The organism is Nocardia sp. CC213A (assembly GCF_030766805.1).
In the GTDB taxonomy this organism is placed as follows: Bacteria; Actinomycetota; Actinomycetes; order Mycobacteriales; family Mycobacteriaceae; genus Nocardia; species Nocardia otitidiscaviarum.
Genome location: NZ_JASFXA010000020.1, coordinates 45,752 through 69,189 on the forward strand (window position 1 = coordinate 45,752; position 23,438 = coordinate 69,189).

At 69.5% G+C, this 23,438-nt stretch carries 24 protein-coding genes; 5 read left to right on the top strand and 19 right to left on the bottom strand.

Features of this window, described 5'->3' with window-relative positions; genetic code table 11:
- Window positions 1-22: 22 nt before the first annotated feature.
- Both QJS31_RS29485 and QJS31_RS29490 read right to left on the bottom strand, forming a co-directional pair.
- Window positions 23-919 (bottom strand): class I SAM-dependent methyltransferase, encoded by an 897-nt coding sequence (locus tag QJS31_RS29485; protein WP_306358245.1) that lies wholly within the window; start codon window positions 917-919, stop codon window positions 23-25.
- A gap of 36 nt (window positions 920-955) precedes the next feature.
- Window positions 956-2,158 carry an argininosuccinate synthase gene (locus tag QJS31_RS29490; RefSeq protein WP_282776568.1) on the bottom strand — a complete coding sequence of 401 codons (1,203 nt, stop codon included), beginning with the start codon at window positions 2,156-2,158 and terminating at the stop codon, window positions 956-958.
- Between the two features lie 275 nt (window positions 2,159-2,433).
- Here QJS31_RS29490 and QJS31_RS29495 point away from each other — a divergent pair, with 275 nt between their 5' ends.
- Window positions 2,434-3,342: an alpha/beta hydrolase family protein gene (locus QJS31_RS29495; RefSeq protein WP_306358246.1), complete on the top strand. Its 909-nt coding sequence runs from the start codon at window positions 2,434-2,436 to the stop codon at window positions 3,340-3,342.
- Here the strand turns inward: QJS31_RS29495 and QJS31_RS29500 are convergent, their stop codons facing one another.
- From QJS31_RS29500 to QJS31_RS29540, 9 genes are all read right to left on the bottom strand, one after another.
- Window positions 3,343-4,122, bottom strand: a complete 780-nt coding sequence (locus QJS31_RS29500) for a helical backbone metal receptor (RefSeq protein WP_306358247.1) — start codon at window positions 4,120-4,122, stop codon at window positions 3,343-3,345.
- Window positions 4,123-4,264: 142 nt separating this feature from the next.
- A complete protein-coding gene (locus tag QJS31_RS29505) occupies window positions 4,265-5,062 on the bottom strand; it encodes a maleylpyruvate isomerase family mycothiol-dependent enzyme (RefSeq protein WP_282776565.1) in 798 nt (265 codons plus the stop codon).
- 51 nt (window positions 5,063-5,113) lie between these two features.
- Window positions 5,114-5,653, bottom strand: coding sequence for an arginine repressor (locus QJS31_RS29510; RefSeq protein WP_372341650.1), 540 nt, complete (start codon window positions 5,651-5,653; stop codon window positions 5,114-5,116).
- Entirely contained in the window at window positions 5,632-6,573 is a 942-nt protein-coding gene (gene argF / locus QJS31_RS29515; RefSeq protein ID WP_282776561.1) for an ornithine carbamoyltransferase, read from the bottom strand. The genes QJS31_RS29510 and argF overlap by 22 nt, the downstream gene beginning before the upstream one ends.
- Window positions 6,570-7,772: an acetylornithine transaminase gene (locus tag QJS31_RS29520; RefSeq protein ID WP_282776559.1), complete on the bottom strand. Its 1,203-nt coding sequence runs from the start codon at window positions 7,770-7,772 to the stop codon at window positions 6,570-6,572. The genes argF and QJS31_RS29520 overlap by 4 nt, the downstream gene beginning before the upstream one ends.
- The gene (gene argB, locus QJS31_RS29525) at window positions 7,769-8,668 is read right to left on the bottom strand and encodes an acetylglutamate kinase (protein WP_029928907.1); all 900 of its coding nucleotides are present in this window, start codon (window positions 8,666-8,668) and stop codon (window positions 7,769-7,771) included. Before argB ends, QJS31_RS29520 begins: the two co-directional genes overlap by 4 nt.
- A complete protein-coding gene (argJ, locus tag QJS31_RS29530; RefSeq protein ID WP_282776556.1) occupies window positions 8,665-9,876 on the bottom strand; it encodes a bifunctional glutamate N-acetyltransferase/amino-acid acetyltransferase ArgJ in 1,212 nt (403 codons plus the stop codon). Before argJ ends, argB begins: the two co-directional genes overlap by 4 nt.
- Window positions 9,873-10,931, bottom strand: a complete 1,059-nt coding sequence (gene argC / locus QJS31_RS29535; protein WP_029928911.1) for an N-acetyl-gamma-glutamyl-phosphate reductase — start codon at window positions 10,929-10,931, stop codon at window positions 9,873-9,875. The genes argJ and argC overlap by 4 nt, the downstream gene beginning before the upstream one ends.
- A gap of 68 nt (window positions 10,932-10,999) precedes the next feature.
- Entirely contained in the window at window positions 11,000-12,142 is a 1,143-nt protein-coding gene (locus QJS31_RS29540; protein ID WP_282776553.1) for an alkaline phosphatase family protein, read from the bottom strand.
- 177 nt (window positions 12,143-12,319) lie between these two features.
- Between QJS31_RS29540 and QJS31_RS29545 the strand changes: the two genes are divergently transcribed.
- Window positions 12,320-12,811, top strand: coding sequence for a nitroreductase/quinone reductase family protein (locus tag QJS31_RS29545; RefSeq protein ID WP_306358248.1), 492 nt, complete (start codon window positions 12,320-12,322; stop codon window positions 12,809-12,811).
- Between the two features lie 197 nt (window positions 12,812-13,008).
- Here the strand turns inward: QJS31_RS29545 and QJS31_RS29550 are convergent, their stop codons facing one another.
- The 7 genes from QJS31_RS29550 to QJS31_RS29580 form a co-directional block, all read right to left on the bottom strand.
- Window positions 13,009-13,368, bottom strand: a complete 360-nt coding sequence (locus tag QJS31_RS29550) for a DUF6188 family protein (RefSeq protein WP_282776550.1) — start codon at window positions 13,366-13,368, stop codon at window positions 13,009-13,011.
- Between the two features lie 117 nt (window positions 13,369-13,485).
- Entirely contained in the window at window positions 13,486-14,523 is a 1,038-nt protein-coding gene (locus QJS31_RS29555) for a hypothetical protein (protein WP_282776549.1), read from the bottom strand.
- Window positions 14,524-14,564: 41 nt separating this feature from the next.
- Window positions 14,565-15,071 carry a PspA/IM30 family protein gene (locus QJS31_RS29560; protein ID WP_282776547.1) on the bottom strand — a complete coding sequence of 169 codons (507 nt, stop codon included), beginning with the start codon at window positions 15,069-15,071 and terminating at the stop codon, window positions 14,565-14,567.
- 90 nt (window positions 15,072-15,161) lie between these two features.
- Entirely contained in the window at window positions 15,162-16,607 is a 1,446-nt protein-coding gene (locus tag QJS31_RS29565; protein WP_282776545.1) for a GntP family permease, read from the bottom strand.
- A 3-nt stretch (window positions 16,608-16,610) separates the two neighbouring features.
- Window positions 16,611-17,237, bottom strand: coding sequence for a bifunctional 4-hydroxy-2-oxoglutarate aldolase/2-dehydro-3-deoxy-phosphogluconate aldolase (locus QJS31_RS29570; RefSeq protein ID WP_282776543.1), 627 nt, complete (start codon window positions 17,235-17,237; stop codon window positions 16,611-16,613).
- Window positions 17,234-18,841: an amidohydrolase family protein gene (locus QJS31_RS29575; RefSeq protein WP_282776541.1), complete on the bottom strand. Its 1,608-nt coding sequence runs from the start codon at window positions 18,839-18,841 to the stop codon at window positions 17,234-17,236. The genes QJS31_RS29570 and QJS31_RS29575 overlap by 4 nt, the downstream gene beginning before the upstream one ends.
- 12 nt (window positions 18,842-18,853) lie before the next feature.
- Window positions 18,854-20,158 carry an amino acid deaminase gene (locus QJS31_RS29580; protein ID WP_306358249.1) on the bottom strand — a complete coding sequence of 435 codons (1,305 nt, stop codon included), beginning with the start codon at window positions 20,156-20,158 and terminating at the stop codon, window positions 18,854-18,856.
- A 148-nt stretch (window positions 20,159-20,306) separates the two neighbouring features.
- Here QJS31_RS29580 and QJS31_RS29585 point away from each other — a divergent pair, with 148 nt between their 5' ends.
- From QJS31_RS29585 to QJS31_RS29595, 3 genes are all read left to right on the top strand, one after another.
- Window positions 20,307-21,347 (top strand): sugar kinase, encoded by a 1,041-nt coding sequence (locus QJS31_RS29585; protein WP_306358250.1) that lies wholly within the window; start codon window positions 20,307-20,309, stop codon window positions 21,345-21,347.
- The gene (locus QJS31_RS29590; protein ID WP_282786242.1) at window positions 21,344-22,093 is read left to right on the top strand and encodes an IclR family transcriptional regulator; all 750 of its coding nucleotides are present in this window, start codon (window positions 21,344-21,346) and stop codon (window positions 22,091-22,093) included. Before QJS31_RS29585 ends, QJS31_RS29590 begins: the two co-directional genes overlap by 4 nt.
- Before the next feature lie 98 nt (window positions 22,094-22,191).
- Window positions 22,192-22,599, top strand: coding sequence for a RidA family protein (locus QJS31_RS29595; RefSeq protein WP_029928933.1), 408 nt, complete (start codon window positions 22,192-22,194; stop codon window positions 22,597-22,599).
- On the opposite strand, the gene QJS31_RS29600 is transcribed toward QJS31_RS29595, so the two are convergent.
- Window positions 22,589-23,362: an alpha/beta hydrolase gene (locus QJS31_RS29600; RefSeq protein WP_282786243.1), complete on the bottom strand. Its 774-nt coding sequence runs from the start codon at window positions 23,360-23,362 to the stop codon at window positions 22,589-22,591. The genes QJS31_RS29595 and QJS31_RS29600 overlap by 11 nt on opposite strands.
- Between the last annotated feature and the right edge of the window lie 76 nt (window positions 23,363-23,438).

Here is a 23,438-nt window from a genome sequence, read left to right on the forward strand (position 1 = left end):
TCTCCTCCGGGTCGGATCGTGGTCACGGGTGGATCGCTGTCATGAGTATGTGCCTGGCCATTTCGTCGGCCGTGAGTTCGGAATCGACGTCGCGGCCGTGGCGGGTGAGGACTTCGCGCGGGTCGCCGGGCGTGACGACCCAGCCCCGCTGCCGGAACCAGTCCACCGGGTGGTTGCGGCCCTCGAAGGGATACCACAGCTGGTTCACGTCCACGTGCACACCCTGTTCGGCCATGAACCGGGTACGTTCGCGGTCCAGTGCGTAGGCCCGTTCGGACCGTTCGCCGGACATGTTGAGCGCCACCCGGCTCCCGGGCGCGCTCAGCGCGACGATATCGCCGAGTAGCCGGTCCTGCGCGTCGGCGGGCAGATAGCGCAGCAGTCCCTCGGCCAGCCAGGCGGTGGGCAGGTCCGGGTCGAAACCGCTGTCCCGCAGCGCCTTCGGCCAGTCCTGCCGCAGGTCGGCGGCCACCGTGCGCCGCCGCACCGTCAGTTCACCGTCGTAGGCGGCGAGCGTCTTCGCCTTGAACTCCAGCACCTTCGGCTGATCGATCTCGAATACCATGGTGCCGGCGGGATACTCGAGGCGGTAGGCGCGCGCGTCGAGCCCGGCCGCCACGATCACGAACTGCCGGATACCGGCGTCCGCGGCGGCGCGGAAGTACTCGTCGAAGTACAGCGTCCGCGCCACCACGAAGCTCCACAGCTGGGTCAGGGCCCCGGCGACCGAGTCCTCGTAGTCGCCGCGGCCCATGCGCTGCCAGACCGGCGAGTCGACGGCGGTCACCAGGACCTCCGCGTAGGGGTCGTGGAACAGCGCGTCCGGGCGGCGGCTCTCCGCCGCCCGCATGGCCGCGACTCCGAGGGCCGTCGCACCCACGCTCTCGGTGATATCCCAGTTGTCGTCGTCGGTCCGCACGGCGGCCTCCTTCCGGGGTGATCCCCGGGTTCGAGGCTACTTCTTGCCGAGGTCGCGGCGGGCGGCGACCTTGGAGGACAGGCCGTGGATCTGGACGAAGCCCTTGGCCAGGGACTGGTCGAAGGTGTCGCCCTCGTCGTAGGTGGCGAGGTTGAAGTCGTAGAGGGATTCGTCGGAGCGGCGGCCGTTGACGACCACAGTGCCGCCGTGCAGCACCATGCGCACGTCACCGGAGACGTGCTGCTGGGTTTCGGCGACGAAGGCGTCGAGGGCGCGCTTGAGCGGGGAGTACCAGAGGCCGTCGTAGACCAGCTCGCCCCAGCGCTGCTCGACCTGGCGCTTGTAGCGGCCCAGCTCACGTTCGATGGTGACCGCCTCCATCTCCTGGTGGGCGGTGATGAGGGCGATGGCGCCGGGGGCCTCGTAGATCTCGCGGCTCTTGATGCCGACGAGCCGGTCCTCGACCATGTCCAGGCGACCGACGCCCTGGCGGCCCGCCCGCTTGTTCAGTTCGGTGATGGCCTCGAGCATGGTGACCGGGCGGCCGTCGATGGCGACCGGCACGCCCTTGTCGAAGGTGACGATGAGTTCGTCGGGGGCCTCGAAGTTGACGGTCGGGTCGACGGTGTAGTCGTAGACGTCCTTGGTGGGGGCGTTCCACAGATCCTCGAGGAAGCCGGTCTCGACGGCGCGGCCCCACAGGTTCTGGTCGATGGAGAACGGCGACTTCTTGGACACGTTGATCGGCAGGTTGTTCTCACCCGCGAACTCGATGGCCTTCTCACGCGTCCAGGCGTAGTCGCGGACCGGGGCGATGACCTTCAGATCGGGAGCGAGTGCACCGATGCCGACCTCGAAGCGCACCTGGTCGTTGCCCTTGCCGGTGCAGCCGTGCGAGACGGTGTCCGCGCCGTGGTACTCGGCGGCCTCGACCAGGTGCTTGACGATGAGCGGCCGCGAGATGGCCGAGACCAGCGGGTAGCGGCCCATGTAGAGGGCGTTGGCCTGGATGGTCGGCAGGCAGTACTCGGTGGCGAACTCGTCGCGCGCGTCGACCACGATGGATTCGACGGCGCCGCAGTCGAGGGCGCGCTGGCGCACGTCGTTCATGTCCTCGCCGCCCTGGCCCAGGTCGATCGCGACCGCGATCACCTCGGCACCGGTCTCCTTGCCGATCCAGCTGATGGCAACGGAGGTGTCCAGCCCGCCCGAGTAGGCGAGTACGACGCGCTTGGTCATAGTCCGTGTGCTCCTCGATTAGTGCGTATGAGTCTGTGCCGACCGGCCGCGTTCGCCTCCGGCTCCCTGCGCCGCGGCCCGCTCCGTCGTCCTGCAAATGATTATGCATGACGATGCAAGCCCATTCATAACCGGGGTCCCGAACCGCAGCACACGGCAGTTGCGGTCCTCCGCGCCGCCGTCGCCCGCAACCCCTCCGACACGGCGCGAAGCACCGCGACCGCAGGCACCATGAACCCTGGGAATTCCATTGCGGCGGTTGGTACAACGGAAGAGTGAGCGCTTCGAGAATCTGGTTGCTGCTGGTGTGTGCGGTCGCCGCGACCGTGGTCGCCGTCCGGCCCGCCGCGGCGGCTCCGGAGCTGGCCGAGACCACGGTGCTGGACGTGTACTCCCCCGCCATGGACCGCGTCGTCTCCAATCGGGTGATTTCCGCCGCGCACGCCGGTGCTCCGACGCTGTACCTGCTCACCGGCGCGGGTGGCGGTCAGGACGGGATCTCCTGGTGGGACGACACCGATGTCAGGGAATTCTTCGCCGACAAGAACGTGAATGTGGTGATGCCGATCGGGGGCGCGTTCACCCTGTACACCGATTGGATCGCCGACGACCCCATCACGGGGCGCAACAAGTGGCAGACGTATCTCACCAGCGAGTTGCCGGCCGCGGTCGACGCCCGGTTCGCGACGAGTGGCCGCAATGCCATCGCCGGGGTGTCCATGAGCGCGGGCTCGGCGATCGACCTGGCCATCCAGGCCGGTGACCGGTACAGCGCGGTCGCCTCCTACAGCGGTTGCCCGTGGACCTCCGACGCCGCCGGGGTGGCGATGGCCGGTGCGGTGGTGCTGCGCGGGGGCGGCAATCCGGCGAATATGTGGGGTGTGCCCGGCGGCGAGGTGTGGCGTGCCCATGATCCGTATCTGCACGCGGAGCGATTGCGCGGTAAGACGGTCTACCTGTCGGCCGCGTCCGGCGTGCCCGGTGTCATCGACCGCAACGGCCTGCCCTCCCCCGTCGTCGAGGCCATCGCCAGTTCGTGCACCGCGGCGTTCGCCGCGCACCTGTCACGGCAGGGAATGACACCGATCCACGTCGATCGCTCCGCCGGATCCCACACCTGGGGCCAGTTCCAGACGGACCTGCACGACTCCTGGCCGCATCTGGCCCGTGCCATCGGCGCCTGATCAGACCCGAAACGCCTGCGCCAACCGCTCGTCGAGCCGCTGCCGCGCGGTGGCGAGCGAGGGGCCGTACCAGGTGAGGGCGCGCCCCTCCACCAGGGCCACCGGGATACCCGGAAATGCCTCCGGCCCATCGATTTCGGTGAACACGTACGGCTCGTCGGGAAGTACGGCGAGTTCGACACCGGCGGTGAGCTCGCGCTCCGATAGGGTGGGATAGCGCTCCGGCCGATCCGCGTGCACGAGTCGCAGCCCCAGCCGCCGGGCGAGATCGCCGGTGAAGGTGTCGCGCCCGACGACCATCCAGGGATCACGCCACACCGGAATCACCGCGTCGCGCAGCGTTTCCGGTGGCGGCGGCGACCATTGCGCGCGTGCGCGCACCAGCCATTCCGGATTTCCGGCGTCGAGCAGCAGTCCGAAAAGCCGTTCCAGGGACGAGAATGCCTCCTCCAGCGTCCGAATCCTGGTCACCCACACCGCGATTCCCATATCCCGCAAACGCTCGACGTCGATGCGCCGGTTCTCCTCCTGATTGCACACCACCACATCCGGTGCGATCACGCCGATTCGACGCACGTTCGGGTTCTTGGTGCCCCGGACGCGCTCGACCGGCAGATCGGACGGATGCGTACACCAATCGGTAGCGCCCACCAGCAGATCCGGGCAGGTGACCGCGATCGCCTCGGTCAAGGAGGGGACCAGCGACACCACGCGCCGCACCGGCCGCCGCAGCGGAACCGGCGCACCGAGATCATCGAGCAGTTCGGTGGGCACGGACACGCTCAGCGGGGTAGGACGGAGGACAGTCCACTGACGATGCCGTAGAGAGTATCCACGACCAATCCCACGGCCAGACCGGTGTACACCGACAACAGGTTGGGGTCCATGTCGGTCCAGGGTAGCGCGTTGGCTCGCGGTCCCCTCACCCGAAGGCGACGCGGTCGAGCCAGCCGGTGAACAGCTCACCGTCACCGAGGACCTCGATCGCGGCCGATTCCGGCGTGCGACGCCGGTAGATGACGAGCAGCAGTTCGGTCAGCGGCCCCCGCACCGCCACCGCGCAGCGCTCGTGCGCCCGCCGCCAGGTGATGCCCGCACCGGTCAGGTCGATCACCCATTCGGCTTCCAGCTCCTCCGGCACATCGGTGGCGTGCAGGTGCAGGGTGCGGCCCGGGCCGAACAGTTCACGGACTCGCGGGCGTTGCTCGAGCAGATCGGGCAACGAGCACAGCTCCAACCATTCGTCGATGGCGTCGGCCGCGAGATCCGGCTCCACCGCGAACTCCGCGCCGATCGCGAGGGTGGCGTCGGCGCGATGCACGAGTGCCTCATGAGTGAACCGACGCGCATAGAAATCGCTGGACCGCACGCCCGGCACCGGAGTCCACAGCGGCAGCCCCTCGCCCGCCGCGGCCAGCGCGCCGGACAGCCGAGCCGACGTCTCGCCCAGCCACGGATCGATATCGGCGGACTTCTCGTCGACGAATGCCGACAGCTCCCGGAACTGGAACTCGTCCTCCGGCAGCGGCTCCTGCACCCGGCGCTGCACGGCGGCGGCCGCCCAGCACTGGCCGCCGCCGACATGGCGGGCGAGCTGGCCGAGATTCCACTCCGGGCAGGTGGGGACCGGGGTGGTCAGATCTGCGTTCTCGATGGCGGTGCGGAGGTGGTCGGTCTGGGTGATGATCTCCATGGTGTAGCGGTCGTAATCCAGAGGCATGGGACCACCGTAGATCGAACGCCGGGGCGCGCCGCCGCATCAGCGCCGGTTTCAGGCCAATTGCTCGATCTTGGCGGCCAATTCGGCCCCGCTCATCGGCTCCCGGGCGATGACGGCGATGGTGTCATCACCCGCGATCGTTCCCACGATCTCCGGCAGTGCGGCCCGATCCAGCGCACTGGCGAGAAAATGCGCCGCACCCGGCGGTGTCCGCAGCACGGCGATATTGCCGCTGGCGTCGGTGGAGACCAGCAGGTCGCCGAGGAGCTTGGACAATCGCTCGGTTCCGCCGGTCACCCCGCGCACGGGACTGCCGTCCTCGGGAACGACGTACACCCCCGCCCCGCCGTCTGCGGCACGCAGTTTCACCGCACCGAGTTCGTCGAGGTCACGGGACAGCGTGGCCTGGGTCGTCTCGATGCCTTCGGCCGCGAGCAGGGTGGCCAGTTCGGTCTGGCTGCGCACCTCGTGCTGGGTCAGGATGGCGATGATGCGGGCCTGGCGTCCCGCTCGTGTTCGCGCGATGGCCGCACCCGAACGGGTGGGTGCGGCCGAACGTCGCTCACCGCTCACCGCGCACCGCCCTCGAATTTCTCCAGCAGCCACACCAGCAGCGCCTTCTGGGCGTGCAAGCGGTTCTCGGCCTCGTCCCAGACCGCGCTGTGCGGACCGTCGATCACCTCGTCGGTGATCTCCTCACCGCGATGCGCCGGAAGGCAGTGCAGGACGGTGACATCCGGTGCGGCACGGGAGAGCAGGTCGGCGTTGACCTGGAAGGGCCGGAACGGGGCGACGCGGTCGCGGCCGTCGTTCTCCTGGCCCATGGACATCCAGGTGTCGGTGACCAGGGCGTCCGCGCCCTCGGCCGCGGCGAGGGGGTCGTTGGTGAGGGCGATCTTGGCTCCGGTCTCGGCGGCGCGCGCCCGCGCCGATTCGACGATCCACGGCAGCGGCTCGAAACCCTCGGGGGCGGCGATGGTGACGTTCAGTCCGGCCGTGACGCCGCCGAGCAGCAGCGAGTGCGCCATATTGTTCGCGCCGTCGCCGAGGTAGGTGAGGTTGCGCCCGGACAGGTCGCCCTTGCGCTCCTTCAGCGTCTGGAGGTCCGCCAGCACCTGGCACGGGTGGAACTCGTTGGACAGCGCGTTCACGACGGGAACCGTCGCGGCCGCGGCCATCTCGTCCAGGCGGGCCTGTTCGAAGGTGCGCCAGACGATGGTTTCCACGTAGCGGGAGAGCACCCGCCCGGTGTCGGCGAGGGTTTCCTCACGGCCCAGCTGGGTGTCGCGGCCGTCCACCACGACGGCGTGCCCGCCCAGCTGTGCGATACCCATCTCGAAGGAGAACCGGGTGCGGGTGGAGTTCTTCTCGAACATCACCGCCACCCCGCGCGGCCCGGCCAGCGGCTTGCGGCCCTGCGGGTGCTGCTTCAGTTCCGCGGCGAGAGCGAGGATTTCGGCCTGTTCGGCGGGCGTGACGTCGTCGTCGCGCAGGAAATGCCGGATGGTCACTGTGGGGTCCCCTTCGCCTTGGCCTGCGCGGCGTCGAGAATGCCGGGCAGGTCGGACAGGAAATTATCGGCCTGGGTTTCGGTGAGCACCAGCGGCGGCGCGAGCCGAATCACGTTCGGTTTGGCGGGATTGATGAGATATCCGGCGTCGCGGGCGGCCTCGTCGACCTGCGCCGCCACCGCGTCGGTGAGTTGGATGCCGATGAGCAGCCCCGCCCCGCGCACATGGTCCACCAGCGGGTGGTCGAGGGCGTCGATGCCGTCGATCAGTGTCTTGCCGAGCGTCTCCACATGGGTGAGCAGATCCTGCTCGTCGATGGTGCGCAGCACCGCCAGCGCCGCCGCGGCGCATACCGGGTTGCCGCCGAAGGTGGTGCCGTGCAGGCCGGGCGTGAGCAGTTCCGCCGCCGCGCCCTGCGCCAGCACCGCGCCGATCGGCAGTCCGCCGCCGAGCCCCTTGGCCAGGGTGATCACATCGGGCACGATGCCCGCGGCCTGATGCGCGTAGAAGTGGCCGGTGCGCCCGATCCCGGTCTGCACCTCGTCCAGGATCAGCAGCGCCCCATGCTGTTTGGTGATGGCGCGGGCCCGCGCGAGATAGTCGGCCGGGGGCACCACGACACCGCTCTCGCCCATGATGGGCTCGATGAACACCGCCGCGGTCCGATCGTCCACCGCCGCCGCCAGTGCCTCGGCGTCGCCGTAGGGTACGTGCACCACACCGGGCGGCATCGGCTCGAACGGAGCCCGCTTCGACGGTTGACCCGTCAACGCCAGCGCGCCCATGGTGCGTCCGTGGAACGCCTCCTCGCAGGCGACGATCTTCGTCCGACCGGTCAACCGCGAGATCTTGAACGCCGCCTCGTTGGCCTCGGTGCCGGAATTGCAGAAGAACGCCCGACCGTGCCCGTCACCGAAGTGTGCCAACAATCGCTCGGCGAGTTCCAGGACCGGTTCGCTCGCATACAGATTCGAGGTGTGACCGAGGGTGCCCAACTGTTGGGTGACCGCCTCCAGAATCGCCGGATGCGCGTGCCCCAGGCTGTTGACGGCGATACCGCCGAGGAAGTCCACGTAGCGCTTGCCGTCGGCGTCGTACACCACCGCGCCCGCGCCGCGCACCAGCGCGACCTTCGGGGTGCCGTAGTTGTTCATCAGCAGGGTGGACCACCGCTGCTGCAGGTCGGCCGTGTTGGTCATACATACTCCTGAGCCGGGGTGACCATCGTGCCGATGCCCTCCCCCGTGAATAGTTCCAGCAGCACCGAATGCGGCACCCGACCGTCGATCACGTGCGCGGTCGGCACCCCGCCGAGCACGGCGCGCAGGCAGGCTTCCATCTTGGGCACCATGCCCGCGTCGAGGCGCGGCAGCAACTTCTCGAGTTCGGCGGTATCGATCCGGCTGGTCAACGACGACCGGTCGGGCCAGTCGGTGTACAGCCCTTCGACATCGGTGAGCACCACGAGTTTCTCCGCGCCGATACCCTGCGCGAGCGCCGCCGCGGCGGTGTCGGCATTGATGTTGTGCACCACGCCGTCGGCATCGGGCGCGATCGTGGACACCACCGGAATTCGGCCCGCACCGATGAGATCCAGCACCGCATCGGGATTGACGGAGGTGACGTCGCCGACCAGGCCGATATCGGTGGCGATGCCATCCACGTCGACGGTGCGGCGGGTGGCGGTGAACAGGTGGGCGTCCTCACCGGAGATGCCGACGGCGTACGGGCCGTGGGCATTGATGAGCCCCACCAGTTCCCGGCCCACCTGACCGAAGAGCACCATGCGCACGACATCCATCACCTCGGGTGTGGTGACCCGGAAACCGCCCCGGAACTCGCCCTGCAGTCCGAGTTTGGTCAGCATGGCGCTGATCTGCGGGCCGCCGCCGTGCACCACCACCGGATGTACGCCGACGGTGCGCAGGAACGCCATATCAGCGGCGAAGGCGCGTTTGAGTTCGTCGTCGACCATGGCGTTGCCGCCGTATTTGACGACCACGATCTTGTCGTGGAACTTCTGCAACCAGGGCAGCGCGTCGGCGAGGACGTGCGCCTTGTCCAGCGCCGAGAGTTGTTCGTGCAGTGGGTTCATGAGCTGTAGGCCGAATTCTCTTCGACGTATCCGTGCGAGAGGTCCGTGGTGCGAATGGTGGCCTCGCCCGCGCCCAGGCCGAGATCCACGACCACGTGGATGTCCGCCCCGGACAGGTCCACCTCGCGCGCGCCGGGAGCGCCGGTGCCGTTGACGCACACCGGAGCACCGTTGAAGGACACCGAGATCAGGTTGGGGTCGAGGTCGATCGGCGCGATGCCGACCGCGGCCAGCACCCGGCCCCAGTTCGGATCCGAGCCGAAGAACGCCGTCTTGACCAGGCTGTCGCGGGCGATGGCGCGGGCACCGGTGAGCGCCTGCTCCTCATCCACCGCCCCGGTGACGGTGACCAGCACCCGCTTGGTGACGCCCTCGGCATCCGCCATGAGCTGGCCGGCGAGATCGTCGCAGATCGCGAGCACGGCGGCGTCGAGTTCCGCCTGCGTCGGCGCGACCTCGCTCGCACCGTTGGCGAGCAGCAGCACGGTGTCGTTGGTGGAGCAGGAGCCGTCCACGTCGAGGCGGTCGAAGGTGCGGCCGGTGGCCTTGCGCAGCGCCTCGTCCAACTGGGCCGGGGTGGCCACGGCGTCGGTGGTCAGCACCACCAGCATGGTGGCCAGCGACGGCGCGAGCATGCCCGCACCCTTGGCCATGCCGCCCACATTCCACTTGTCCCGGTGGTGGAAGGCGGCCTCCTTGGGCACGGTGTCGGTGGTCATGATGGCCCGCGCGGCTTCCGCGCCGCCGGAGAGCCCGCCGCCCATCTCGTGCACGATCTCGGTGACGGCCGGAATCAGCTTGTCCATGGGCAGCCGGTCGCCGATGAGACCCGTGGAGCAGACCGCGATCTCACCCGCACCGGTCTCGGTGCCCCAGTTGCTCAAGGCTTTCGCGAGTTCCTCGGCGGTGGCGTGGGTGTCCTGGAATCCGCCCGGACCCGTACACGCGTTCGCGCCACCGGAATTCAGGATGACCGCGCGCAGCCGACCACCGGTGAGCACCTGCTGCGACCACAGCACCGGCGCGGCCTTCACCTTGTTGCGGGTGAACACGCCCGCCGCCGCGTATTCGGGACCTTCGCTGAAGACGAGTGCCAGATCCGGCTTGCCGCTGGCCTTGATGCCCGCGGCGATACCGGCGGCGCGGAAGCCCAGCGGCGCGGTGACGCCCTGGGTCCGAACCAGCTTGCCGTTCTCGAATGTCGTCACGGTGCCACTCCTACGGTGGAAAGTCCTGCGGTCTCGTCGAATCCGACGGCCAGATTCATGGATTGCACCGCGGCGCCCGCGGTGCCCTTGGTCAAGTTGTCGATCGCGCCGACCACCACCAGCACCCCGGCGTCGGCGTCCACCTGGACCTGGAGGGTGACGGCGTTGGAGCCGAGCACCGAACCGGTCTGCGGCAGGCGGCCTTCCGGCAGCAGGTGCACGAAAGGCTCGTCGGCATAGGCTTTCTCGTACACGGCGCGGGCCTCGGCGGCGTCCACCCGCACCGGCGCGGTGCAGGTGGCCAGGATGCCGCGCGCCATGGGCGCGAGGATGGGGGTGAAGGAGACGGTGACGTCGACGCCCCCGGCGGCCTTCAGGTTCTGCGCGATCTCCGGGGTGTGCCGGTGCGCGCCCGCGATGTTGTAGGCCCGCGCTGAGCCCATCACCTCGGATCCGAGCAGCCCCACATCGAGTTTGCGCCCCGCCCCCGAGGTGCCGGTCACCGCGACCACGTGCACGCTCGGTTCGATGATTCCGGCGGCCACGGCCGGGGCCAGCGCCAGACTCGCCACGGTCGGGTAGCAGCCCGGGACGGCGATGCGCCGCGCCCCGCTCAGGGCAGCACGGCCGCCCGGCAGTTCCGGCAGCCCGTAGGGCCAGCTGCCCGCGTGCGGGCTGCCGTAGTACTTCTCCCACGCCGCCGCGTCGGTGAGCCGGAAGTCCGCCCCGCAGTCGATGACGACGGTCGACTCCGGCAGCTGCTGCGCGAGCGCCGCCGACTGGCCGTGCGGCAGTCCCAGGAAGACGACGTCGTGGCCCGCCAGTTCGTCGGCGGTGGTGGGTGCGAGCACCCGATCGGCCAGCGGCAGCAGATGCGGCTGCAGTTCACCCAGCGCCGTACCGGCGTTCGACCCCGCGGTCAGCGCCCCGATCTCGAGGCGCCCGGCTCGGTAGGCTGGATGCCCGAGCAGCAGGCGCAGCACTTCCCCGCCCGCATATCCGCTCGCACCGGCTACCGCGACCCGTACCGTGGGCCCACCCGAGGTATCCACCATGTGATGATTATGCACGAACGTGCAAGCTCATTCACGCGTGGGTGTCCGATCCGACCCGTGAGGTCGGTTCAGGGCCGGAACACCAGCAGCGGAACATGCATTTCGGCGGAGGTCAGCGAGCCGTGATGGCCGACCATGCCGGATTGCAGCGGTTCGACGGCCGATCGCACGATTCCCGCGCGCTGGCGGGCCACCACGACCAGATCGCCGATGCGGTCGTAGCTCTCCGGAGTGATGGCCGGACCGAACCACCCGCGCTGGATGGCATCCGCGCGCAGCACCACGTCGAACCGGTCGCCGAGGAGTTCGGACCAGGCGGCGGCGACATCCGGGGCCGCACCGTCCAGGGTGTAGACGTGGCGGGCGCGGGGTTCGCCGCCCAGATCGCCGACGCCGTCGGCCAGGGCCGGATCGGTGTCGAAGTCGATACGCTCGTCCACCTCCACCATGCCGTGGTCGGCGGTGACCAGCAGCGCGGCGTCCGCGGGCAGTCGTTCGGCGATGGCCTGCGCGGCGCGATCGACATTGGTCAGCTCGAATCTCCACGCCGGTGAGCCCGGGCCGCGCACGTGGCCGGTGGTGTCCAGGTCGGCGTGGTAGGCGTAGACCAGGGAGCGGTCGCCCTGTCGCAGCGCGGTGAGCGCGCCGTCCACCAGATCACCCATGGAGACGTCGAAGCGGAAGTCGCTGCCCCGGAAGGCCGCCCGGGTCAATCCCGATCCGGCCTGGAATATCGGCCCGACCTGGGTGACCGCGACCCCGGCTGCCGCGGCCCGCTCGAACACCGTCGCCCGGGGCTGGAATTCCTCGGGGGACAGTTCCTTCAGCAGATCGACCTTCGGCCCGGCCCCGAACAGGCCCCACTTGAGCGGCGTCATCAACCGATCGTGTCCGGGCACCCGCAGCAGGTACCCCACCAGACCGTGCTCCCCCGGCGGCACGCCGACACCCAGGGATGTCAGGCTGGTGGTGGTCGTGGTCGGGAAGCCGGCGGTCAGGCTCCGGGGGTCGGCGCTGGCCAGGAATGGCGCGACATCGGCGTGCTCGGCCAACTGCTCGGAGCCCAACCCGTCGATCAGCAGGACGCACACACGCCGCGCGTCCAATCCCAGTCCGAGCCGGTCGGTCTCCCCCGGAATCCCCAACCCGGCCAGGAGTGAAGGGAACAGATCGGACAGCGATGCCTGTCCGTAGCGCGGCACAGTGAACACGCCTCCCACCATCCCAAGATCACAGACGGCGGACAAGGGGATTGCCGCGACGACGCCCCGGTCGGCCCGAGCACCGCCCGCCCGCGGTGCGCGGCGCCGCCGAGGCGACCGACGCCGATGAACTACCAAGCAGTCGGTAGGGTGGGTTCGTCAACGCCACCGGCACGAGGAACAGGTATGGCAGACAAGCAATCCGACGTCCCGCTCCGGCTGTCCGGACGGTTCAACCACTTCGCGAGCACCCGCCTCGGGCCGGTGACGCGGTTCTACGCGCGACTGCACGGCAGGCTCTACACCCGTTTCGGCGGCTCCCGCTTCACCACCCTCGAGGGCAAACCGGTCTTCCGCCTGACCGTGTCCGGCCGCAAGTCCGGCGAACCCCGCCCGGTCATGCTCATGCTCATCCGCGACGGCGACGACCTGCTGGTCTGCGGTTCCAACGGCGGCAATCCGGGCGAGCCGAACTGGTGGAAGAACCTCATGGCCGCGGGCACGGCACGGGTACAGGTCGGACCGGAGACCTGGCCGGTCGCGGTGCGGCTGGTCGAAGATCAGGCGGAGTACGACCGACACTGGCGCACTTTGGTGGCCGGCTACCCCAACTTCGCCACCTACCAGGCCCTGAGCCCGCGCCGGTTCCCCATCGCGGTGCTCAGTCGCGCGGCATGAGGTCGGTCGGGCCGCCGAAGCGCGGGCGGTATCCGCCCCGCGCACCGTTCCAGGTCGAGCCGACCCCGCTGTGCCCGCACCCCGTGGAGTAGCGCCGAGGTCTGCGCGGAAACCGCTCGGCGTCTCGGGGACGTCGATTCGTCACGTCGCGACGCCTGCCACGCCTCCGATTCCATACCCAGCGGTGCGAATGTCGTTCAGGTGGACCAGACCGCGAGTTCGCCGCCCGGCATGGAGACGGCCAGGTAGTTCGGGCCCGTGAGCGACCACGCCTCGAAGTACCGGTCCGGCTCGATCACCACCGTGCGGCCGGTGTCCAGGGTGAGGTGGAGGCCGCCGGAGTCGGGGACGGTGGCCGTGGTGATCACACCGTCGAGCAGGACCACCAGGTCACCGTTGTCGCGGGACGGGTCGCCCACGACGAAGTGTTCGATGCCGTTGGCTGTTTCCACGGCGAGTTCGCCGCCGATGTGCAGTTCGTATTCGCCCACGCCGAGGGCGAGCAGTGGCTCCGTCGACAGTACGCACAGGCTCCGGCCGGTGATCGGCAGTTCCATGTTTCCTCCTCGGGCTCTGTTTCCACTGTGCCCGAGGGGCGGACCGGTGCGCCGGGGGCGCTCCGGTCCGTGCGCGGCCTCATAGCGCGGCCGCGACTGTGAGCCGATGCACTCCGGTCAGGCGTCGGCGAGGATGCCCAGCACCCGCTCGGACAGGAAGAACGGCTCCAGCCGCTCGCGAATCAGCTTGGACAGCACACCGTTTCGCTTGGCCTGCTCGATGACCGCCGGACCGTAGCGCAGGATCTCCCCGGCGATGTCCTCGCCCGAGAGTCCGAGTTCGGGCAGCATGGCGGCGAGGGTGTGATCGCCGTACTTGGTGAAGAACACGTCCACGCATTCGTCGACGAGCAGCCCGAAGTACTCCTTCTCGCGGGTGGTGAGCGCGATCTGGTAGATGATCACGGCCAGTTCGCGCAGTTCCTGCTGCGAGAGGTATTCGCGCAGACCGCTCACCGGCTCCCCGGCGTGCAGATCCCAGAATTCCATGGCGGCGTCGTGCACGGGCGCGTCACGCAGCATCTCGCGAATCGCGTTGTTGGTGCGCTTCAGCGCGAATTGCGCTCCCTTACCGGCCATTTCGCCGAGGAAGGTGCCGTCGCCGGCGGCCTTCTCGGCGGCCTTGCGCGCCTGCTTGGCGGCCGAGGTGCCCAGCGACACCAGCGATCCCACACCCGGGATCTTGCCCGCCATCTGCCGGTTGGACTCCATGAAGTCGTTGATCAGCTTGTCCACGAACTTCGAGGCCACCGTGGCGATGAGCGGACTCTCGGTGAGCCGCTCCAGAATCCGCTCCTGCGCCTGGTGCATGCCGAAGATCTTCTCCAGCAACTGTTCGACGGGCTCGCGGTCCACCACGTCGCCGAGGGTGTACTCGTTGTTCTCGGCGATATTGTCGTAGATGGAGTCGGCGAAGACGCTCACCACATCCCGCAGCACGGGGCTGCCGCCGATCAGATTGATCACGGTGGCGACGGTTTGCTTGGCCTCGTCGATGCCGACGACCTCGCGGAAGACCATGGTGTCGGCGACACCGAGTACGGCTTCCACATCGCGGGCGACCACCTCGGCGAACCGGTCGCCGCTCACTTCTCCGACAAGGTATTCGACCTGGGCGTCCAGGAGTCGTTCTGCGATCTCACGCGGCTCGGTCATCGGCTTCCACCCATCTGCTGATCCGGGACCGCCCGCGCAGACTACGGCTGATCGGAGTCCTGTTCGTGGACCGATTTCCGGATCTGCTCGAGGCGTTCCCGCGCGGCCTTCTCCCGCGCATCCCACTGTTCGGCGACGCTGCGGCCCACAGGTGTCTGCCGATCCAATTCGCCCATCCCCCGCGCGGTGCCGTAGCGCTGCTCGACCTTATCGCGAACTGACTCGAAAGTAGGGACTCCGCCGGGCGAATAGCCCCCGACCGCTTCGATACCCGGCGTCGGCTCCGGTATGCCGGCGGTCACAGGAGCGGCCCCGACCTGCCCGAACGCACCCGGCGCGTCGGGCTGTGGATAGTTCGCGCCAATCTGGGTGTCCGTACTCACACCCACCGCGACCGGCACATGACCGGTGGTCGCGGCCAGTGAGGCCGCCACCTCGTGCAGTGCTCCCAGGGCGGCGCGACCATCGGTGGCGGCTGCCACAGCGGCGGCCAGGTCGGCATCGGACAGGCCCGAGAGGGCTCTCGCGAGTTCACCGGCATCAGTCATAGAGCCAGGTTACGCACCGAATCGGACATTCGGTGCGAAGTAATAGCGGCGGGCTCTGATTCCCGCCGCCATCGACCACCGTCGAACGCCTCAGGCGAGGAGCGCGAACAGCAGGCCCGCGACCGCGAAACTCACCACCGACAGCACCGTCTCGAGCACCGTCCAGGTCTGCAGCGTCTGCTTGACGGTCAGGTTGAAGTACTTGGCGATGATCCAGAACCCGCCGTCGTTGACGTGGCTGAGGATGATGGAACCCGCCGCGATGGCCATGGCGATGAGCGCCAGCGCCAACTGCGAGTATCCCTGGTCGGCCAGCAGCGGGGCGACGATGCCGCCGGTGGTGACGATGGCCACCGTCGCCGATCCCTGCGCGATGCGCAGCCCGCAGCTGATCAGGTAGGCCAGCACGATGACGGGCAGCCCGGCCGCGGACATGGTGTCGGCCAGCGCCGCGCCGATTCCGGTGGCGGAGATGACCTTTCCGAAGAACGCGCCCGCGCCGACGACCAGCAGCAGCATGCCGATGGGCCGCAGCGATTCTCCGGTGAGCACACCCAGTTCCTGCACGCTGGACCCACGCCTGATGCCGAGCACGTAGAAGGCGATGAGCACCGCGACCAGCAGTGCGACGGCGGGCGTGCCCAGGAAGGTCAGCACGGCCAGCGCACGCGAGCCGTCGTCGAGAATCTGGCTGCCGAAGGTCGCGCCCAGAATGAGCAGCAGCGGTACGGCGATAATGGCCCCGATGAGCGCGACGGAGGGCGCTTTCTGTTCCAGCACACCGGTTTTCGGATCGGTCGCGGTACCAGGCCCCTCCCCGGCGGCCGACTGGCGCGGCCGCACCAGGAAGTCCGCGGGCACCTCGACCTGCACGCGCTTGCCGATCCAGCCGCCCCACACGATGCCCGCCGCGATGAATCCCGGGATGCCGCAGACGAATCCGATCAGAATGAGCCAGCCCAGGCTGACCCCGAGCAGGCCGCCCAGGGCGACCGGCCCCGGATGCGGCGGCAGGAAGGCGTGCGTCATGGACAGGCCCGCCAGCATGGGCATGGCGTACAGCACCAGCGACCGAGCCCCGCGTGTGGCGGCCACGTACACCAGCGGTGCGAGGACGAAGATGCCCACATCGAAGAACACGGGGATGCCGAAGATGAGGCCGAGCAGGCCCATGGCGATGGGAGCGCCCCGGTCGCCGAAGAGTTTCAGCAGTTTCTCGGTGAGCACGTCCGCGCCGCCGGAGCGTTCCAGGATCGCGCCGAGCACGGTGCCGAGGCCGATGATGACCGCGATATGCCCGAGAATGCCGCCGAATCCCGTCTCCAGCAGGGATTCCCCGGCTTTCAACGGTGTTCCGACAATGGTGGAGACCGGCAGTCCGGCGGCCAGGGCCAGGCCGAGGCCGGTGAGCAGCAGGGCGATGAACGGCTCGAGTTTGAACCGGATGATCGCGAGCAGCAGCACGGCGATGGCGAGCCCGCACAGCACCAGCAGCCCGGGGGTGGTGGTGCGCAGCCAGTCGACGGTGGCGCCCATGGGTTACCTCACTTCAAGGGATCGAACGAACGAGGCCGCGCGCGAGGCGATGGCGGACCAGCGGCCCGCGGCGACATCGGAGGGTGCGACGACATCGGTTCCGGCCGTGACGGCCACCGCGCCGTGCGCGAGGAAATCGGCGGCATTGGCCGCGTTGACGCCACCGGAGGGAATGAGATCCACCGCCGGGAAGGGACCGCGCAGATCACGGAGATAGCCCGGCCCGAGAGCGCGGGCGGGGAAGATCTTCACCGCCGCCGCGCCCAGGTCGAGCGCGGCCATGACCTCGCTGGGCGTGAAAGCGCCCATGACGACCGGGATACCGCGCCGCAGCGCCACATCGGCGACGGCGGGGCGCAGTCCGGGAGTGACCAGGAAGTGCGCACCGCTGTCGATGGCGGCTTCGGCCTGTTCGGAGGTGAGCACCGTGCCCGCGCCCACCACCGCGCTCGTCGAGGCGGCGGCCTTGCGCAGGCAGTCCAGCACGTCGGGGGTGGTGAAGGTGAGTTCCAATGCTCGGATCCCGGCCCCGGCCAGGGCCTCCGCGAGCGCGAGCGGGTCGGGGATCTCGGGTGCCCGCACCACCGTCAGCGCGCGGTCGGTGCGGATCACCTCCAGGGCGGTGGTCACCGGGTCTCCTTCCGCTCGGAATCCATGCGCAGCGCGCGACCGGCCAGCGCGCCGGTGGGTGCGCCGTCGTCGAGGGCGAACACGCCGTTGACGAGCACGTGGGAAATGCCGCGCGCCTGCTGTTTCGGCTGTTCGAAGGTGGCGGTGTCGGTGATGGTCGCCGGATCGAAGATCACCAGATCGGCGGCGTAGCCCTCCCGGATGAGCCCGCGGTCGCGCAGTCGCAACCGCTCGGCGGGCCGACCGGTGAGGTGGTTGACGCAGTCCTCCAGTCCCAGGTGCCCGAGTTCGCGCACGTACTGCCCGAGGTAGCGCGGAAAGGTGCCCCACGCCCGGGGGTGCGGCCGGTCCCCGACGAGCAAGCCGTCGCTGCCGCCCATGTGGCGGGCGTGACGCATGATGGCGCGCACATTCTCCTCGTGGCCGACGTGCTGAAGAATGGTGGTGCCCAACTGGTCTCGGGTCAGCAGGTCGAAGAACACCGCCACCGGCGGCAGGTCGCGGTCGGCCGCGATCTCGCTGACGGTGCGGCCGACGTACTGCCCGAGCGCGGGATCGCGCACGCCGCTGAGCTGAATGGTGTCCCAGTCGACGGTCACGCCGTGGCAGCCGTCGGAGCCGTGCACGGTGACATCGGCGGCGATCCGCACCCGCTGCACCGGATCGGCGATGCGCGCCAGCGCCGCATCCGGCCCGCCCGACATGACCCAGCTCGGCAGCAGCGCCGACAGCGTGGTGGAGCCGGGCAGATACGGATAGGTGTCGAGGCTGATATCACAACCGTCGGCCAGCGCCGCGTCGATCATGGCGAGCAGTTCCGGTGCGCGCCCGCGGTTCTCGCCGAAGTTCATGGTGGCGTGGGTGAGGTGCACCGCACAGCCGGTGCGCCGGGCCAGCCCGATCATCTCCGCGTAGGCGTCGAGCGCACCCCTGCCGTAGGAGCGGGTGTGCGGGGCGTAGAAGCCGCCCGCGTCCGCGACCACCTCGCACAGGGCGGCCAATTCGTCGGTGTCGGCGTACATTCCGGGCGGGTAGGTGAGGCCGCTGGACATGCCGACCGCACCCTCGGCCAGGCTCCGCGCGAGCAGTTCGCGCATGCGGTCGATCTCGGTCGCCGTGGCGGCCCGCTGGTCCGGGCCGACGACGAGCAGCCGCAGCGTGCCCTGCGGCACCAGGTAGGCGGCATTGGGAGTGATGCCCCGGTCCAGCCGGTCCAGATACTCCCCCACCGTGCGCCAGTCGAAGTCGAGATCCGGATCACCGTTCCACCCGGCGATCTGGCGGCGCACGATGTCGAGGGTGCGGCCGTCGACGGGCGCGTAGGACAGCCCGTCCTGGCCGATGACCTCGGTGGTCACCCCCTGGCTGAGCTTGGGGAAATGCCCCGGATCGGTGAGCAGATGCAGATCCGAGTGGGCATGCATGTCGATGAAACCCGGTGCCAGCACCAGGGATTCACCCTGCACCACACGGTCGGCTCCGGCGACGGTGCCGGGCTCGGCGAGCGCGGTGATGCGGCCGCCGTCGACCAGGACGTCGCCGCGAAAGCGCGGCGCACCCGTTCCGTCGATGATGTCGATATCGCTGATCAGCAACTCATGCACGGTCGCCGCCTCTCAGAAGAAGGTGTGCAGCAGATCGACCACGCGGGGCCGGTCGGCATCGGCATCGTCGATCACGGGGATGAGTCGCCATTTGTCGAAGGCGGTGCAGGGATGCGACAGTCCCAACCGCACCACGCTGCCGACCGGCACGTCCTCCGGGCCGCCGCCGGGCAGCCGCAGGAAGGCGTGCTGGTCGTTGAGCGCCGACACCAGTGCCCGGCCGGGCAGTGCGCCCGCTGCCGGTCCCGCGTTACGCTGCGGGACCGGCAGCCCCTCATCGAACGGGAGATCGCGCTTGCCGGCATCGAGCAGCGCCAACTCCGGTTCCGGCCGGGAGACGGTGCGCGCCCACCCGTGCATGGCCGAGCGCAGCGGACGCTCGGCGTGGCCCGCGCCGAGCGGGGAGATTCCGGCGTAGAAGCCGTCGTCGTGGATCAGGTACGCGCCCGAGCGCAACACCACCGTGGTCGCGACGCCGCGCGCGCCGTCCTCGTCCGCGAGTCCGGCGAGGTGGTCGACCACCAGTTCCGGGTAGGCGCTGCCGCCCGCGGTGATCACCGCCGCGCCGGGATACAGTCCGGCCGCGGCGATCTCACCGTGCAGTCGGGCCAGATCGTCGAGGTAGCGGTGCACCGCTGCCAGCGCGCCGTCGGTCCGGTCGTGGGCGAGTGCGCCCTCGTACCCGCCGACGCCGCCGAGGCGCAGCCGCTTCGACGCGCTGATCGCCGCGGCGATCTCGAGTCCGCCCCGCACCGAACGCGCCCCGGTGCGCCCGTGCGGTCCGCCCAGTTCGACCAGGACGGTGAGCCGATCGGTGTGCGGCGCGGACTCCAGGACGCGGTCCATGAGTTCGACGGTGGCGATACTGTCGGCCCAGCACAGGAATTCGACATCCGGATGGGTCGCCAGCTCCGCCGCCACCCAGTGCAGCGCGACCGGATCGACCAGGGCGTTGGCCAGCAGGATGCGGTCCACGCCGAAGGCGCGGGCCACCTGCGCCTGCCAGCCGGTGGCCAGGGTGATGCCCCAGGCTCCGGCGGTGAGCTGCCGCTCCCACAGGCGCGGGGCCATGGTGGTCTTGCCGTGCGGGGCCAGTCGTACCCCGGCGGCGCGGGTCCAATCGGCCATGACGGCGAGGTTCGATTCCATGGCCGCGGCGTCCACGGTCAGCACCGGGGTGGCGAGGTCGTCGAGATGCGGTGCGGTGTCCAGGTATTCGCGCACGGTCAGCCCCCACGCGGTGGGCGGGAGGGACTTGTGTTCCGGACCCAGCCTGCGCTCGTCCAGCGCGGCGACGGCGTCGGAGTCGATGGCCACGGAACTCCCTTCGGTATTCACGGTTCGCGGCGGGCGGCGAGATAGCCGCTATGCATTGCATATTCTGCAACGCTTGTTGCGTAATGCGTAAGTGGTGGTTAGTCTGCACGGGATGGCCGAAAGCCGCAAGGGTTCGAAGGGAGTTCGTGTGATCTGGCCTATGCCGAACCGGCCGCGGGCGGTGACCGTGGGCGAGGGACTGGCCGTGCTGGTGGCCCAGCCGGGACCACTCGAGGACTCCCCCGTCTTCGAGCGCGGGGCGGGCGGCGCCGAGGCCAATGTGGCGGCCGTGCTGACCCAACTCGGGGTGCCGACGGCCTGGATCTCCCGCGTCGGCGACGACGGCTTCGGCCGGTACCTGGTGCGGCATCTGGGCGAGCGCGGCGTGGACGTCTCCGCCGTGGCCGTCGATACCGAGCGGCCCACCGCCGTCTACGTGAAGGAGCGCGGCGGCGGCTCGGACACACCCGGCGATCTGGCGGCCGGTGCCAGCCGAATGCTGTACTACCGCACCGGATCCGCCGCCAGCGCGCTGTCCCCCGCCGATCCCGACGCGGCCGCCGCCCTGCTCGACGGCTGCGAGGTCGTCCACTTCACCGGCATCACCACCGCGCTCTCGGATTCCGCGACGGCGCTCACCGACTCCCTGCTCACCCGGCCGCGCGGCGACCGGCTGCTCAGCTTCGATCTGAATTACCGTCCGGCGCTGTGGCATCGGCGCACCGTGGACGCCGCCGAGGTGCTGGCCCGGCATGTGCGCGGCGCCGATGTGGTGTTCCTCGGCTCCGACGAGGCCGCGGCGGTCTTCGGCACCGGCGATCCGGATCGGCTGCGCGCACTGTTCCCGCAGCCGCGGCACCTGGTGGTCAAGAACGACGCTCACGCGGTGATCGGCTTCCTCGGCGAGCGCCGTCTCGAGGTGCCCGCCCTCGCCCTGCGCGTGACCGAACGCATCGGCGCCGGAGACGCTTTCGCGGGCGGCTATCTGGGCGCGCTGCTCCAGGGCAGACCGCACGAGCACCTGCTGCGCTTCGGACATCTGTGCGCCGCGGCGGCACTCACGGCCGTGGGCGACGGCGCCGAACTTCCGCCACCGGCCCGATTGGCGTCGCTGGCCGCCCTGGACGCCGCCGAATGGGCCCGACTGCGTTACCCCGACACCGTCGTGACCGAGAATGTGGCCTCATGAGCCAGAGTCTGCAGCGCGCGCTGACCATCCTCACCGAACTGGGTGCGGACTCGAAATCCCTGGACGAGTTGGCCACTCGGCTGGGTGTGCACAAATCGACGGTGCTGCGGCTGTTGCAGACCATGGAGGGCGAGCGTTTCGTCACCCACGACGCCGAACACCGCTACCGGCTGGGATCACGGCTGTTCGAGCTGGCCAATCACGCGCTGGAGAGCCGCGATATCCGCACGGTCGCGCGAGCGCATCTCACCGATCTCAATGCCGCCACGGGGCAGACCATCCACCTCGCGGTCTACGAGTCCGGTGAGGCGGTCTACATCGACAAACTCGATGCGACACAGAGTGTTCGGATGTACTCGCGGGTGGGCCGACCCGCACCGCTGCACTGCACGGCGGTCGGCAAGATACTCGTCGCCGCGCAGCCGCGCACGCGGTGGCGCGCCATTGCCGAGGGCATCGAGTACACGCGGTTCACCGATCGCACCATCGCAGATCCGGACGCCTACCTGACCGAGCTGGAACTCGTTGCCGCACAGGGCTATGCGGAGGACCACGAGGAGCACGAGAGCTTCGTCAACTGCATCGGCGTCCCGGTCCGCGACGGTACCGGGGCGGTGGTGGCGGCGCTGTCCATGTCGGTGCCGGACATGCTGCTCGATCACGATCAGGTGCTCGCCCAGCTCCCCCGGGTGCGCGCCGCCGCCGACGCCGTCTCCGCCGAACTCGGCTGGAGCCCACGCCCGTGACATCCGGTGGCCTCCGCCACCCGTGACACCCGGTGGCCTCCGCGACCTGTGACGGGCCGTCGGCACCGGACACCCTCCCGATATCGAAAGGTTCACCCATGAGTGAGAAGATCGCCATCCGCACCACCGCCGCGCCCGCACCCGCGCACACGTTCTCGCAGGGGGTGCGCAAGGGGCCGTTCGTGCAGGTGTCCGGGCAGGGGCCGGTGGATCCGGTCACCAACGAGTACCTGTACCCCGGCGATGTCGCCGCCCAGACCACCCGCACCCTCGACAACGTGAAGGCCATCGTGGAGGCCGGTGGCGCGAGCTTCGACGATGTGGTGATGCTGCGCGTCTACCTCACCAAGCGCGAGGATTTCGCGATCATGAACGACGCCTACGGGGCCTTCGTCACCGCGCACACCACCGGCGATGTGCTGCCCGCGCGCACCACGGTGTTCACCGGGCTACCGCGCGCGGAGATGCTGGTGGAGATCGACGCGGTGGCGATCGTCAGCGCGTGATGCCGAGACTGGCCGCGACCCAGGCCGAGAGGGTCGCGGCCCACTCCGGTTGCGCCACCACCTCGTTGTGGCCCGCGCCCGGAAACACCACGAGCCGCTTGGGTTCCGGCGCGGCCGCGTACAACTGCTCCCCCATGCGCAGTGGCAGCAGTTCGTCGTTGTCGCCGTGCATGATCAGCACCGGCGCACGCAGGTTGCGGATGCGGCGCAGACTCGGGTAGGCGTCGGGCACGAAGAGCTTCGGCAGGATCGGGTAGACCGCCGCGGCCGCGTCCCGCAGTCCGGTGAAGGTGGAGATGAGCACCAGCGCGGCGGGCGGATAGGCGGTCGCCAGTTCCAGCAGCACCGCGCCGCCCAGCGACTTCCCCAGGTAGACAATCCGATTCGGGTCCACCCCGAGCCGCTCCAGCAATGCCGTCCGGGCGGCCCGAGCGTCCAGATAGGTGCCCTGTTCGCTCGGCCTGCCGGTACTGCGCCCGTATCCGCGATAGTCGAAGATCAGCACATCGAATCCGGCCCGCGACAGCAGCGCCAGAATCGGCGACCGGTCCCCGATATTCCCCGCGTTCCCGTGCGCGAACAGTATGTGCGCCACCGGTTCTCCCCGCGCTGGCACCCACCACGCGTCGATGGTCTCGCCGTCCCCGGTCCGCAACCGCAGTTCCTCGTAATCGGTCCCGTACACCGCGGGCGTCAACTCGATCCGCCGCTGCTGCGGCAGGAACGTGAGCAGATTGAGCACGGGCCGGGCGGGATGCTGCATGGTCTCTTCCTACCAGGAGGTCGGAGCCACGGTTCCGCTGCCCGCCGGAGCGTCCGCCGACACCGGTACGGCGGTG